Origin of the sequence: Synechococcus sp. KORDI-100 (genome assembly GCF_000737535.1) — a bacterium.
Classification (GTDB): Bacteria; Cyanobacteriota; Cyanobacteriia; order PCC-6307; family Cyanobiaceae; genus Parasynechococcus.
On sequence record NZ_CP006269.1, the window covers coordinates 236,562 to 250,398 of the forward strand.

12 protein-coding genes and 1 tRNA gene are annotated in these 13,837 nt (G+C 47.0%); 11 read left to right on the plus strand and 2 right to left on the minus strand.

The genetic code is table 11. The features are described 5' to 3' along the window. The first annotated feature begins 536 nt into the window (after positions 1 to 536). The 4 genes from KR100_RS15490 to KR100_RS14615 all read left to right on the plus strand — a co-directional run bounded on the left by KR100_RS15490 (position 537) and on the right by KR100_RS14615 (position 3,907). Positions 537 to 1,253, plus strand: a complete 717-nt coding sequence (locus KR100_RS15490) for a glycosyltransferase (protein WP_156097836.1) — start codon at positions 537 to 539, stop codon at positions 1,251 to 1,253. Between the two features lie 103 nt (positions 1,254 to 1,356). Beyond that, a tRNA-Gly gene (locus tag KR100_RS01235) sits at positions 1,357 to 1,428 on the plus strand. 77 nt (positions 1,429 to 1,505) lie between these two features. Continuing rightward, positions 1,506 to 2,399, plus strand: a complete 894-nt coding sequence (locus KR100_RS15495) for a hypothetical protein (RefSeq protein ID WP_156097837.1) — start codon at positions 1,506 to 1,508, stop codon at positions 2,397 to 2,399. A gap of 359 nt (positions 2,400 to 2,758) precedes the next feature. After that, positions 2,759 to 3,907 carry a glycosyltransferase gene (locus tag KR100_RS14615; protein WP_162176449.1) on the plus strand — a complete coding sequence of 383 codons (1,149 nt, stop codon included), beginning with the start codon at positions 2,759 to 2,761 and terminating at the stop codon, positions 3,905 to 3,907. Here KR100_RS14615 and KR100_RS01245 read toward each other — a convergent pair. After that, on the minus strand, positions 3,894 to 5,084 hold the full coding sequence (locus KR100_RS01245) for a glycosyltransferase family 9 protein (protein WP_156097839.1): 1,191 nt from the start codon (positions 5,082 to 5,084) through the stop codon (positions 3,894 to 3,896). The genes KR100_RS14615 and KR100_RS01245 overlap by 14 nt on opposite strands. 4 nt (positions 5,085 to 5,088) lie before the next feature. Beyond that, positions 5,089 to 5,916, minus strand: coding sequence for a glycosyl transferase family 90 (locus tag KR100_RS14620; RefSeq protein ID WP_162176450.1), 828 nt, complete (start codon positions 5,914 to 5,916; stop codon positions 5,089 to 5,091). A gap of 142 nt (positions 5,917 to 6,058) precedes the next feature. Between KR100_RS14620 and KR100_RS15500 the strand changes: the two genes are divergently transcribed. From KR100_RS15500 to KR100_RS01290, 7 genes are read left to right on the plus strand one after another with little or no spacing between them, the layout of a single operon-like run. Next, the gene (locus KR100_RS15500; RefSeq protein WP_156097840.1) at positions 6,059 to 7,006 is read left to right on the plus strand and encodes a calcium-binding protein; all 948 of its coding nucleotides are present in this window, start codon (positions 6,059 to 6,061) and stop codon (positions 7,004 to 7,006) included. Continuing rightward, a complete protein-coding gene (locus KR100_RS01265; RefSeq protein WP_038542560.1) occupies positions 7,003 to 8,217 on the plus strand; it encodes a glycosyltransferase in 1,215 nt (404 codons plus the stop codon). The genes KR100_RS15500 and KR100_RS01265 overlap by 4 nt, the downstream gene beginning before the upstream one ends. 44 nt (positions 8,218 to 8,261) lie before the next feature. Next, on the plus strand, positions 8,262 to 9,659 hold the full coding sequence (locus KR100_RS01270) for a glycosyltransferase (RefSeq protein ID WP_156097841.1): 1,398 nt from the start codon (positions 8,262 to 8,264) through the stop codon (positions 9,657 to 9,659). Further along, positions 9,656 to 10,537, plus strand: coding sequence for a methyltransferase domain-containing protein (locus KR100_RS01275; RefSeq protein ID WP_038542562.1), 882 nt, complete (start codon positions 9,656 to 9,658; stop codon positions 10,535 to 10,537). The genes KR100_RS01270 and KR100_RS01275 overlap by 4 nt, the downstream gene beginning before the upstream one ends. Positions 10,538 to 10,540: 3 nt before the next feature. Next, positions 10,541 to 11,545, plus strand: a complete 1,005-nt coding sequence (gene pseB / locus KR100_RS01280) for a UDP-N-acetylglucosamine 4,6-dehydratase (inverting) (protein ID WP_038542564.1) — start codon at positions 10,541 to 10,543, stop codon at positions 11,543 to 11,545. A gap of 20 nt (positions 11,546 to 11,565) precedes the next feature. Further along, positions 11,566 to 12,720 carry a UDP-4-amino-4,6-dideoxy-N-acetyl-beta-L-altrosamine transaminase gene (gene pseC / locus KR100_RS01285; protein ID WP_239420363.1) on the plus strand — a complete coding sequence of 385 codons (1,155 nt, stop codon included), beginning with the start codon at positions 11,566 to 11,568 and terminating at the stop codon, positions 12,718 to 12,720. Next, on the plus strand, positions 12,717 to 13,607 hold the full coding sequence (locus tag KR100_RS01290; protein ID WP_051847263.1) for an aldo/keto reductase: 891 nt from the start codon (positions 12,717 to 12,719) through the stop codon (positions 13,605 to 13,607). The genes pseC and KR100_RS01290 overlap by 4 nt, the downstream gene beginning before the upstream one ends. Positions 13,608 to 13,837 lie beyond the last annotated feature (230 nt).

A 13,837-nucleotide genomic window follows, 5' to 3' on the forward strand; every position in this document is an offset into this window, starting at 1 on the left:
TGTGTTTTATGCATCCGGAGACCCTCAGGATACATAGATCAAGATCGTTCAGGACTGACGGCTGAGAAATGAGCCGTATGGGTGGCTCAATCCGTTGCTGAATCGAATTCATTCAAGGTAGGTAAAATTGGCAATGATTCAGAAAGCTTACGATGGCAGAATCTCCAGTTTTTAGGGTTAAGGGGGAGAAGGTCGTGAATTTGAATCACAGGTTCCTGAAGCTAGTCTAAGGGATGATATTGCACAAAGCTGATGCTGATTTGCACTACGCGTTTTGCAGTCAAGCAACAAGGCTATTGAATATGATTTGGATTTTAAATGGCGCTAGGATTAACGCCAGTTTTCCAGGTTGACTGGACATCAGAACGAAGAAGGCTGCGATGAGATTGGACTTCAAGGTTGCTGCGAACTTCAGTGACATGGTTGGAAACAGAGGCATAATATGGCAAGGTCATATTGTCTTATTAGCGATTCCGAAAATGGTTTTCACACGATGGTTGCTCCTGGACTGATAAAATTCAAATATTTAAAGTGAAATGATCAATCGAATCACTCAAATTTTTATTTCAGACAGTGGTTTTCTCGGTCCTGAGCTTGAGAGGCGGATCGCAACTTTTAGACAGCATTTTCCTGAATGTGAACATGTTCTTTTTGATTACGAGATGGTTCGTGAATTTATCTCCAGTTACTATCATCCCAGTATCTTAAAAGCGCTTGAGAAGGTTAAGCCATACAGTTATAAGTGCGATTTGGCTCGATTTTGTATTGTAAATATAGTTGGTGGTTGGTATTTCGATATAGGATTAACTTGCAATGCATCAGTTGATTTCGGAGATGATATTTCTCTAGTCGCTTTTAGGGACATTCAACGAAATACGGCAACCACTTGGGCCTGTTGGACTGCGCTTTTCTACACAACGCCCCGGCATGAAGCCTTGGAGCAAGCAATTGAAATTGCTGCCCATAATATACTCAATGAATATTATGGTGAAAGTTCGCTATGCCCCACTGGTCCCATTGTGTGGGGTCGAGCTGTAGCTTCGTTGGGTATGAGAAAAGGATTTGTATTCGGTGATCATATGCACCTTACTCCCGGGATGCACGAGAACAACAGTGCAGCTGTTTTGCCTGATGGGACGATTTTGGCTTTTGGCAAGAAGAGTGCCGCAGGCAACCTCAGCAGCCTTGGAGCCGCAGGAACCAACAACTATGTGCAGATGTGGGCTGCGCGAGACGTGTACAACCCTGGATGAGCCGTGTTGGTGTCTCCGGATTCCGCTTGTCATACTGCGTGGATTGACCGCTGGCCCCTTCGTGGTGCATGATCACTGGGTGCGGCGGTTTTCCGTCGTGGATGCGGATGTAGCTCAGTGGTAGAGCATCTCCTTGCCAAGGAGAGGGTCGAGAGTTCGAATCTCTTCATCCGCTTTCGATTAAACCACTTTCAAATGCTCGACCTTTAGGATTGTGTAAATTTGAGTGGCTGATCATTTCAAGTTGAAGTTGTGGATCGTCACCAAAGACGGGTGATTCTTCATGTAGGTCTTCACAAGACAGCGACAACTTCGTTGCAAGCAACGTGTTTGGCCAACAGATCCGCCTTGGCTCAGCAAGGGATTTGCTATCCGGGTTTTCGCCATCCTGTTCATAATGAACGAATGATGGCAAATCACTCTGTGCCATTGGTTTCTATTGTCCACCCCAAACCACATGAATATCATATGAATATTCGGATGGGGGTTCTTGATATCAATGCGGCTATTTCGAGCTATAAGGTTGTTTTGAATGAGGCACTGCAGTCGCCTTCAGTTGTTCTTTTGTCTGCTGAGGGAGTCAGTCGCTTGGATAAACAAGCTTTGTATCGATTGATGGAATTGCTTCAGCAGTTTGATCGCGAGATTAGTGTGAAAGCATGTGTTCGTGCCCCCTACAGTTTTCACTGTTCTGCTCTTTCTCAGCGGGTCGTTGGTGCTGGAGAAGCTTTGTTGCCAACAGATTTTCAGAGACAAAGTGAACGTTTGAGGGTTTTGCAGGATGTTTTTGGATCTGCGCTGCAGTGTGTTCCATTTCGAATTCTTTGTAAGCACAAATCCGGGCCCGTAGTTGCATTGCTTGAGCTCATGAGGGTTGATTCTCGTTCCTTTTTTATTGAAAGACGTAACGATGGTGCAAGCAATCGTGTCACGCGGCTTCAGATAGCCCTTAATCAAAAAAATCCATTAATTGTTGATCATAAGCTGAATCCTTCATATCATTCAGTACCTAGAGATTCAGGGTCTAAGTTCTGTTTGAGCTCTGATGAGCTTGATTTAATTCAGGCAGAACTTCAGAAGGAAAATGATTGGATGCGTAGTGCTTTAGGTGATTCGTTTTGCGACCAACCCGGTGATTTTTTATAGCGACGACTTAATATATTTTTTATATTTAATGATCAATGATCAAAAAAATAAAATTCCAATAAGGCTGACTTAGCAGTATTGTATTCTGCTTGGTTGTATCCGCTTGTTATTGATCATAGTTAGTTGTTGCGACCAAAAGATTCCCGTCATGGGTGCATATTAATTCAACATTGTATCAACATAAGGGATTGAATTGGTGTGATTTTAGGCCTTGAAGGCTCGTCGTTTTATATATTATTGCAGCGTATATTGTCATTTCGTAACCTATTGATTTTTGCTAGAATGATTTAATCATATTTTGAGCTCTCAATTAAATATAACTCTGATGTATATTAGAGAAACGATCCACTGTTTGATCAGTGTTTTATTACATTCATCATACAGCATTGTTCGAGTACAACACTGGGATTCAGCGTTGTGTGCGTTCTATTGCTAGAGCCCTGATTAGTGCCGGTATTCCCCTGCGGCCTGTGATGTGGAGTCGTCAAGACCAAGGGTTTGCGGCAGCACCTGATTCTTTTTTGCCTCATCTTGCGCGATGGAATGGTCCTGCTACAGCTGAGTGGTCGCTTCACGGTGATCCTGATCATTGGACAGACCGCTGGTTACTCATTGTTGAGCTGATTGCCGGTAATTTTCAGCCTCAGCCTCAAGAGCTGCGCGCATCGGCAGATCGGTTAGGTCTCAAAGTAGCTTGGGTCTTTCATGATGCTATTCCGCATCGATGGATGCACCTTTATGGCGCGGAGGGAGATGCGGTTGCCCGTAGCCATCGCCGTTATATGTGTGGATTGCAATTATTTGAGCGTGTCTTTGCAAACTCTCGGACCACTGCTGGTCATCTGAAGGATTTTCTATTGGCTCAAGGTCAATCCTCGCATTCTCTTGACGCTCTAATCCGACCCTTGCCATTGGCGATTGAATTCCAAGGATCTCAGCGGACGGCTTTGACATCTGTCCGTCAGCGTAATTCAGATCGACTTCGTCTGCTGTGTGTTAGTTCACTTGAACCTCGTAAGAATCACCGCAGCTTAATCAAGGCTATTGCATGGCTTACAGCACATGAGTTGTTTCATGCAGAGCTCATCTTGGTTGGCTGGGATAACCATCCTAATGTTCTCTCAGAAGTGCAACGGGCTATAGATTTGCGCTTGCCGATTACCTGGAAGCAGCATGTTGATGATGAGGAACTGCAATGGCTTTATGAGTGGTCACACTGTACTGTTTATCCTTCTTTGGAGGAGGGCTTTGGTTTGCCTGTTGCAGAAAGTCTGTGGCACCGTCGCCCATGCTTGACAAGTGCTAAGGGAGCTTTGGGAGAACTCAGCAGTGGCGGAGGTTGCCTGCGTGTTGATACATCAAAATGGTCATGTCTCGCTTCTGGTATTTTGCGATTTATTCGTGATCCTCAATTAATGAAGACATTAAATCAAGAGATCGAAAATCGACCCATGCGCAACTGGTCTGATTATGTTGATGATCTTTTAAGTGACATTAGCATTCATTAAATGTTTTTAGCCATTCCTGAAATGCAGAATTAATCTCGGTCATGGCTGATGCCCAGTCACCATCCTCTGGCTGTCTGAATAGTCGTAAATTTTGATACCAGGGTGTGGTCTCCCCATTTAGCAACCAGCGCCATTCCGGTACCCAGCGCAATGCGACCCAGGTTGGTCGTCCTAATCCGCTGGCTAAGTGAACAATTCCGCTATCTGCGGTGATGATCAAATCGCAAAGCTGCAAGACAGCAGCAGTATCTGAGAAGTCCATCGACGCGTCGAATGCAGCCTGACCATCCACAAAGGGTATTGTGATTGATGCATTGCGTTGCTCACTTCCGCTGCCTTTTTGGAGTGATACGAACTCCACACCTTCAACACCGGTCAGAATATTGAATGTCTGAAGAGGCATTGATCGGCCTCGCGAGTACAAAGTTTTTTCATGTTTGGGATTCCCTTGCCAGTGGATCCCAACCAAACACGTCTTTGGTTTTTGCCGTAAGAGTTTTCGCCAATGGTCGACTCCATCAGCGTTAGCGTGAAAGTATGGGCTTGCCTTGGGGATTGAGTTGACCTCTGTTTTTAACCGATGCGGAAGGCTCATCAATGGGCACCACCGACTTCCGTCTTTAAGTTGGTCATGATTGATTTCACTCACAACGTCGTTAAGGGTCGAATGAATCCGGAGAAACTCAATAAGTTGCGGTTGGCAAAAAAGTGTGACGCGAATTCCCAGCTCTTGAAGTTGAATTGCGAAACGGCAGAACTGAAGTGTGTCCCCGAATCCTTGCTCTGCTGTTAGAACCAGATGTGGTGGCCATCCTTCTATTTCCGGACCTTGCCATGGAGAACCGAGCAAATTGAAGAAAAAATCGTTTTCTCCAGGTTTAAATCGCTGTTCATAGAGCTCCCAGCCTTCGTTGAATCTCCCTGCAAGCAGAAGATCTTGGGCAAGGTTTTGATGAATACTTTTTAAAGGCGGATTGGAGGTCTGAAGGGCGATTTCATAGGCTCGAATACAAGCATTGATTTTGCGTTGTTGATGGAGAGCAATACCTAGGTTGAAGCAGCAAATTCCTTCATCGGGTGCAAGGCGGATCGCCTGTCCAATCAGGCGTTGACCGATCCTTGGGTCACTTGCCAGCAGTTCACCGCCCTGATTGCTGTAAAACTCAGCGATATTCATCTGCTTAATGTGCGGTAGCAAGCACGGCACGCTCCAGTCTCATGTTGATTTGGTCCACGACGCGTCGTGCATAGGCTTGACCAGCGCAAGCAATTGTTTTGCAGTCGATTTCGTATTCTCGGCACCAGCGCAACATAGCGCTGAGATCACTGAGATCAGCTGCAATGGGAATGTAGTGTTTCCAAGGAATAAGTCCGTCGTGATACCACTGCCTTCTTGAGCTGTTAACATGTAATACACAGCTGCCGCTCAGCAGTTTCCACAACAGACCCCAGGAATTCACGTTCCCGTCAATATCTATGATCCATCGGTGAAGTGCCATATGTCGGGGCCTTAAGTATGGAGCCCAAAGGGTTTCTTGTTGAAGCATGTGGCGGATTTGCACAGGATCATCACACTGGACGACATTGGTGAAGCGGGCATCAAGTCGATGTGGGAATTCCAGGCTGGTGTGGCAGAGGCGATAGCGCAAAAGATGGTGGATGTTCTCAAGCTGGATCTTGGCAGCACCGGTGGTGCTCCCTCGCCAGATGGTCATTGATAGTCGTGACGGCCAGGGAGGTAGGGATTGAAATGCCTTCTGCTGGGATTGGTAACCCCAGGTGTCTAGGCAGTAGGGATCGGGAATAAGTTGCTGCCCTGCAGTGCCTTCACGAGGTGCATCCATGCACAGCCAGGTGTGGTCGGCTCCGTTGGGAGCACGGTCGTGAAATTGAATGCGAAAGCAGCCTGGCTTGCCATGTTGTTGTCTGAGGATGCTGGCTGCTGCCGCGAGTCGGCTCAGCGTCTTGAGGCGAGGGTGGCTGCTTGAGACCCCAGATGGTTCGGTCAAGGTTGGTGCTCCGTCTCGGGGCACCGTGACAAGGATGTGGTCTAACCCATTACCGCGCACGAGTCGGATTGGATGATGTTGCCGCCAAAACCCGGGCGTCGATACGGCAGACATGGGATTCTGGGCAGAGTTGCGTTGTCGGATGCGGATCCTCGCCGCCATTGTTCACCATTGGAATCCAGAAGGGGACCGACGGCATCAATCCCTCCGTCCCAATCCTCAGCCCCGGATTGACGCACTGCAGCGTCAATTGCTTGGTTTAAGGCGTTTGGGAACCCGTCAGGGTTATCTCGATATTTCTTCACAGGTTATACAAAACGCAAATGAGGCATTGCGCCTTGTGATTGATCCTGTGATTGTTCATGATGGTGAGAACCATGTCATTGATTATTTTGATGATAAGTATCAGCAGGATTTAGGTCAACATTCTGCGCAGCCTGAGTCTTCCAAGTATCTAGGCTTTTGTGCACAGCAATATCTAGCAGATCGCTTGGATCAAAAGTATGATCTTTATGTGTATTTGGAAGATGATTTGGTCATTCATGATCCGCTTTTTTTTCATAAGGTTTCATGGTTTTCGGAACAGGTTGGACCTCAAGCGGTTCTTTTGCCTCAACGGGTGGAAATGCCAAATGAACCTGCTTCTGCAGATCGGCTTTTTATCGATGGTCCATTACCCAAAGATTATCTCCGAGCATTGATTCCGGATCCTCCTCCACCGGTTCAAACACCACAACCTGGTGGAATCATCCAATTGGAATCACCGTTGAATCCACACGCCGGCTGCTTTGCGTTGACACATGCTCAGTTATTGCACTGGACGCAGCAGCCCCATTGGCAAGATAGAGATGTTAGTTTTATTAGCCCACTTGAGAGTGCTGCGACTTTGGGTTTATTGAAGACCTTTCAAGTTTATAAACCTGCTCTAGCCTGCGGGAGCTGGCTAGAAATTCAACACTACGGGAATAATTTTAGTTGTTTGATTGCTGATGATGGCGTTACAATTCTCAGTTACGATCCTGATACTGGCGTGTTTCAGTCTCCTGAGCAGAGTCAATCATCGATTACTAAGGGAGACGAAGCGGCATGAGGTTGCTGCTAATCCATCAAAATTTTCCAGGGCAATTCCGCCAGCTAGCACCTTATTTAGCGCATCTTGGTCATGAACTGGTCGCAATTTGCTCCCATCAGCGACCCGTTTCTTTTGAAGGTCGGTTGCTGCGATATGACGAGCCTAAATCTATTCAACCGCCACTTCCTTTGGGAAGTGGACTATGGCACGACGGGCTGCAGAGGGCAGAGCGTGTGGCGTTTTTGTGCCAGCAGCTTAATAATGAATCTTGGAAACCCGATCGAATTCTTGCTCATTCAGGTTGGGGTGAAACGTTGGGAATCAAAGAGATTTGGCCAGATATTCCACAGATCTTATGGCCTGAGTTATGGATTTTACCTGAACATGGGGGACACGGGCTCATTCCAGGTAAACCTTCAGCTGGTTTAGAACAAAAGCTTCAACAGTTGGGGAGAAATTCGCTCACTCAGCAAGCTCTGAGTCATGCACATTCCTGGGTTTTACCAACAATACACCAGGCTAATAGTTTTCCGCCAGTTTTCCAGGATTCACGCTTGCATGTGATTCATGAAGGCATTGACACTTCTTTGGCGTGCCCGAATCCTGATGTGAGTTATGAGGTGCGTGGGATCGAAATCACCCGATCTGTTCCTACGATCACCTTTGTGAATCGTAACCTTGAGAGTTTGCGCGGTTTCGATGTGTTTATGCGTGCTTTAGTGATAGTTCAGCGGGAACATCCCAAGGTGCGGGCGGTTATCGTTGGCGATAGCGAGGAAGGGTACGCAGGTCCCCATCCAAGCGGACGTTCCTGGCGTGATGTGATGCTGGAAGAACTGCAAGGTCAGTTGGATTTAGAGCGAATTCACTTCCTTGGTCGCGTATCACATCCAGCCTTGATTGGTTTGTTTCAGGCCAGTTGGGTTCACGTTTATCTAAGTTATCCATTCATTCTGGGTTGGAGCCTGCTGGAAGCTATGGCCTGCGGCTGCTGCATCGTCGGCAGCCGCGGCATGCCGGTGCAGGAAGTGATAAACGATGGCGTGGAGGGAGTGCTCGTGCCTATGGGCGATCCCAACAAGTTGGCCCAGAAAGTTTTGGCGTTGTTCGCGAATCCTTCGATGCGAGAGCAACTGGGGGCTGCCGCTCGCAAATCTGCGTTGGGTTGGGATCAACGGGTTACCTTACCTAAACTCACTGCCTTGGTGGAGCGAGGGTGTGATCTTTGAAAATTCTCATAGTTGACACCTTTTATGGTCCTTATCTTGAGCGGTTGTACGCCAGCGGTGTACTGATCCAACAACCTTGGGCTTCTCAACACAAGGCCCATTTTGCTGGTGGATTTGGTACTGGGGATGCCTATTCCCACGGGTTGGGGCTGCTTGGGGTTGAAGCCATTGAGATCGTGGCCAATTCGATGCCTCTGCAACGGGCCTGGGCTCAGGAGTACCGGAAAGAGTTGCTTCAACTTCAAGATTCCGGCCAGCAGCTTTTGTCCATCCTCGAAGCTCAGATTCGTTGGTTTAAGCCCACTGTGCTTTATGTTCAAGATATTAACTGGCTCCCTGCAGGCTTCCTTCAGCATGTGAAGCCTTTAGTGGACATTGTGGTGGGACAGAACGCCTGTCCTCTTGCAGCCAACCTGGATTTCAGTCCATACGATCTGCTGCTCACATCCTTGCCTCACTACGTGGGAAAGTTTCGAGCCATGGGGGTGAATGCGGCCTATTTCCCGATAGGTTTTGACGAGCGGCTATTGGAGCGACATGGCAGGGATGGATCCCGGCTCCACGCACTCACCTTCGTTGGAGGGCTTGGTGGATTTCATAATAATGGCACCCAAGTGTTGGAGGCCATTGCCCTAAAGCTCCCACTGCAGGTGTGGGGTTATGGCGGTCAGCAGCTCCCTGTCGGTTCAACCCTGAAACATCGGTGGCAGGGCGAAGCTTGGGCTGAAGACATGTACGGCGTGCTGGCAAATAGCCAGATCACCATCAATCGCCACATTGATATCGCTGAGAGCTATGCCAACAACATGCGTCTGTATGAGGCAACTGGGATGGGGGCTTGCCTTTTGACTGATGCAAAGCTGAATCTTCCGTGCTTGTTTGAGCCCGACTATGAGGTAGTCACCTACACTTCTCCAGAAGAAGCCATAAGTAAGCTAAAACAACTAGTATTGAACCCTCAGCTCGCGGCAGACATCGCAGCTCGAGGCCAAGCTCGGACTTTGAAACATCATATTTACACCAGGAGGATGGAGGAATTATTGGCCTTACTGCAACGGCACCACTGCCAGACGACTGTGTCTTTGACGAAGTTACCGAGCTTTCAGACTCTTCTGGTGGCTTGTCGCGCTGAGCACGCCGACCGGATTCCAGGTCCTCTCAGACAGGCTCTTTTGCGCGAACACCTCAATCATCGCATGACCTTGGTCAGTGACGCCCCTTTTCAGATCCCAGCCCTTCAAAAAATGCATCGGTGGTGTGGTTCTACCCTGGCTTTAGATGCAGTTCAAGTGCGGTCTTGTCTTGACGTGATGGATCCAGACCAAATCCTGATTGTTGATGACCAGCCAACTGGACTGGTTCCAAGTGACTGGCTTACTCAGCTGAAGCAACAAGCAGAAGACCGTCAAATTTTATGCACCTATGTTAGGCCAATAGCATGACTGAAACTCCTTCATTGCTGGGTCTTACTGAAGACCAGTTGCAATATTTCCAGCAGACATTTACGCTGAGTTATCACCTCAGCTATTTGCAGGTTTGTCAACAGTGTCTTTCATTGAGAGGTCTCGATGTGTTGGAGGTCGGTGGTGCATTGCCTGCTTCATTGGTTATTGATCATCTCCGTTGCAACAGTTGGACGGCTGTCGAAGCTCCTTCTTATGATCAGGAACTAGGTTCTGCGAATCAGTTCCACCGGAATACACAAGATCAAGCGTATCAACAGAAATATGTTACAAGCTACCGCCATCTTTACCTCGACATAGAGTCCATACCTGAGGAGCATTACGGGCAATATGACTTAATTTTTTCAATAGCTTGTTTTGAGCATATTCACAGGTTGCCACAAGCTCTTCAGGTAATGCATCGTTGCTTAAAGCCTGGTGGCAAGCTTTTTACGATGCATTCGCCAATTTGGAGTGCATTTGATGGCCATCATCTTCCAATTGCAATTCCATCGCGTTTCGCGGAGCCTAAAAATACTCTTTGCCCAATATTCCAGCCTTGGGAGCATTTATTATTGAGCAGGATTGAAGCTTATAAAGCTCTCAAGGAAAGATTCGATGGGGAGTTTGCCGATGAAGTTATCTATTACACTTTTAACAGCGATCATATTAATCGTTATTTTAGCGAAGATTATCTCTTTACTTTTGAAAATTCACCCTTTGACTGCCGTAAAATTCAATTAACTTTTCCATGCAAGCCGTCTATTGAGCTCCAACGTAGCCTAGAGCAGGCCAATCCTGGGTATCAGCATTTTACCAACAACGGAATATTCGCTTTGTTGGAAAAGTCTAATAAATTTAAACAAATCCATTTTTGATCAATGAAAAGAATCTTAATTACAGGTGGGACTGGGAGTTTTGGTAAGGCTTTCGTTGAGTACATTCTCAAAAACAAGCCAGATGTATCCCGCCTCGTCGTTTTTAGTCGTGATGAATTAAAGCAATGGGAGATGCAACAGCTTTTTCCTGTTGACCAATATCCACAGCTACGATTCTTTTTAGGAGATATCCGTGACCAAAACAGGCTTAAAAGAGCTCTTGAGCGTATTGATACGGTCGTGCATGCTGCAGCACTAAAGCAGGTCCCAGTTGCGGAATATAATCCAATTGAATTTATAAATACCAATGTCCTTGGCTCTGAAAATGTTGTTCAAGCATGCCTAGATACAAGTGTACAAAGAGTTGTGGCTTTGAGCACTGATAAAGCGGCAGCTCCTATCAATTTATACGGTGCAACAAAATTATGTTCAGATAAGTTGTTTGTTGCTGCTAATAATGTCAAAGGTGAGCGTGATATACGCTTTTCTGTTGTCCGTTATGGCAATGTCATGGGGTCACGTGGTTCAGTTATTCCCTTTTTTCTGGAAAAAGCCAAAACCGGAATATTGCCTATTACTGACACCAAGATGACTCGTTTCAATATTTCGCTAACGCAGGGTGTGGATATGGTGATTTGGGCGCTCGCGAATGCATTGGGTGGAGAATTATTTGTTCCCAAAATTCCAAGTTATCGTATCTCCGATGTTGCTGATGCGGTCGGGCCTTCCTGCAAAAAACCAATAGTTGGTATTCGCCCTGGCGAGAAAATTCACGAAGAAATGATTACATCATCAGATAGCTTTTGTACAATTGATCTTGGTCAATATTATGCAATTTTGCCGAGTGATGGCCATACACTTTTGAAATATCAAAATTATGGAATTAAATTCCAAAAGGTTCAAGAGGGTTTTTCTTACAACTCTGGAAGTAATCCTGATTTTTTAAATGTACAGCAGATTCGTGAAATGATCCGACAGCATGTGAATCCAGGATTTTCGCCTCTTTAACCCTTATGGAATCTAAAATCTTGCCTTACGGTCGTCAATCTATATCCATAGAAGATATCGATGCCGTAGTCGATGTTTTGAGAAGTCCCTTTCTAACCCAAGGGCCAGTTGTGCCAGCTTTTGAGCAGGCTATTTCTACTGAGGTTGGCTCAGAATTTGCTGTTGCCGCCAATAGCGCAACCAGCGCTCTTCATATCGCATGCATCGCTTTGGGTCTTGGTCCTGGTGATTATCTATGGACCTCTCCAATTACATTTGTTGCTTCCGCAAATTGTGGTTGTTATTGTGGTGCAAAGGTTGATTTTGTTGATATCGATCCGTCCACGGGTTTGATGAACATTCAGGACCTCGAGTTAAAACTCCAGAAAGCTGAAAAACTCGGTCGTCTACCTAAGGTTGTTATTCCTGTGCATTTAGCAGGTGCTAGCTGTGATATGCGTGCGATAGGTCAACTGGCACGACGCTATCGCTTCGCTGTCATAGAGGATGCAAGTCACGCAATCGGCGGTAAGTATCAGGGCAGACCAGTCGGATCTTGTGTTCACAGTGACATTTGTGTTTTTAGTTTTCATCCTGTCAAAATTATCACTTCTGGTGAAGGTGGATTGGCCTCGACGAATGATCCAAAGTTAGCTCAATATATGTACGAGCTAAGAAGTCATGGGATTACAAAAGATTTGAATAGATTTGAACGCATAGCACCGGGGCCTTGGAGCTATGAGCAACAGCACCTCGGTTTTAACTATCGCATGACCGATATCTCTGCTGCACTTGGTTTAAGTCAGTTAAAGCGCTTGCATGAAATCTTGGCTGAACGTCATCGCCTTTATCAGCGTTACCTTAAAATACTTGCTGATCTTCCGATTCGCCTGCTACAGATTTCCGAGGAAGTTTATTCGAGTCTTCACCTCGCCATAATCCGTCTCGATGATCCCAGTCCAAAACACCATCGACAAGTCTTCGAGGGTTTACGGGGGTGTGGGATCGGTGTCCAGTTACATTATTCTCCAGTCCATTTGCATCCGTTCTATAGGAGGCTTGGGTTTCAAGAGGGCGATTTTCCAGAAGCTGAGGCCTATGCTCGCAATGCTTTGAGTCTCCCCCTCTATCCAGGCTTGCAAGAGTCAGATCTGCAGCGTGTCGCTGATAGTCTCAAACTCGTATTACAGGCGTGACACCTCAGATTTGCCTGGGAACTGCTCAGTTTGGCCTTGCTTATGGAATTACTAATGCTGGCGGTCAGGTTCTGGAAGCTTCAGTTGGAAACCTTCTGGCTCAGGCGGCTGCTAGTGAAATCAGCTGGCTAGATACTGCTCAGGCCTACGGTAATGCAGAGTCAGTGCTTGGACGCCAATTGCCTAAGTCACACTCTTTCCGCCTGATCAGTAAGTTCTCAGCCCAGCCTCAGCCTGAGTTCTTGCCTCAGGATGTAAAGGCTTGGGAGCAGTCATTCTTTAAGAGCTGTCAGAGCCTTGGTGTTCAGGATCTTGATGCATTTCTCTTGCATGAGCCAGCGGATTTGCTCAAGCCAGGCGGTCATCTTCTGGAGGCCTGGATGTTGAGCTTGCGCGAGCGTGGGGTTGTGAAGCGTATTGGTTTGTCTATCTACTCAGCTGAAGATCTTGATGGCGTCAATCCGTTGCTGCTCGATCTGGTTCAGTTACCGTTGTCGCTTTATGACCAACGCCTCCTTCAAAATGGTACTTTGGCGCATTTGCGCTCACGTGGTACGGCAATTCATGCTCGTAGCCTTTACTTACAAGGCTTATTACTTACCCCTGCCGCGAAATGGCCCTTGTGGGTCAGTGCTGAGGCGCGTTTCCATCAACAGTGCCTTGAGGCTCTCGCAGAGCAGCGAGGGTGCCAGTTGATTGACTTGGTCCTGGGTTTTGCTCGCGAACAGAGCGATCTGGAGGCCTTAGTGATTGGTTTATGCAGTGTTCAAGAGTTGAATGCACTGCTGAATATATGGCAAAAAACCTCCCCATGGCTAAAAGGTGAGTGGAGCACTTGGGCTCTGAAGGATCCCAGTATTCTCGACCCACGTTGTTGGCCACGTTGAATGATGGAGGATTTCTTCTGTAACCCCTTAAGTGCTGTAGATTCTGCTTACCAGTTGAAGCAGATCAAGTTGATTTCAGTCGACAACGGTGTTCTAAGTGATCATGTGGAGAATGTGAGGACTTCTGGTTATGGGGTATTCGCAGACCACTGGTTGCTTGGTGACATGCTTGCTGCAATATCCGTTGCTTTCGGAATCTTCTCCATCCATCGCCTTTGCGCCTCGATATT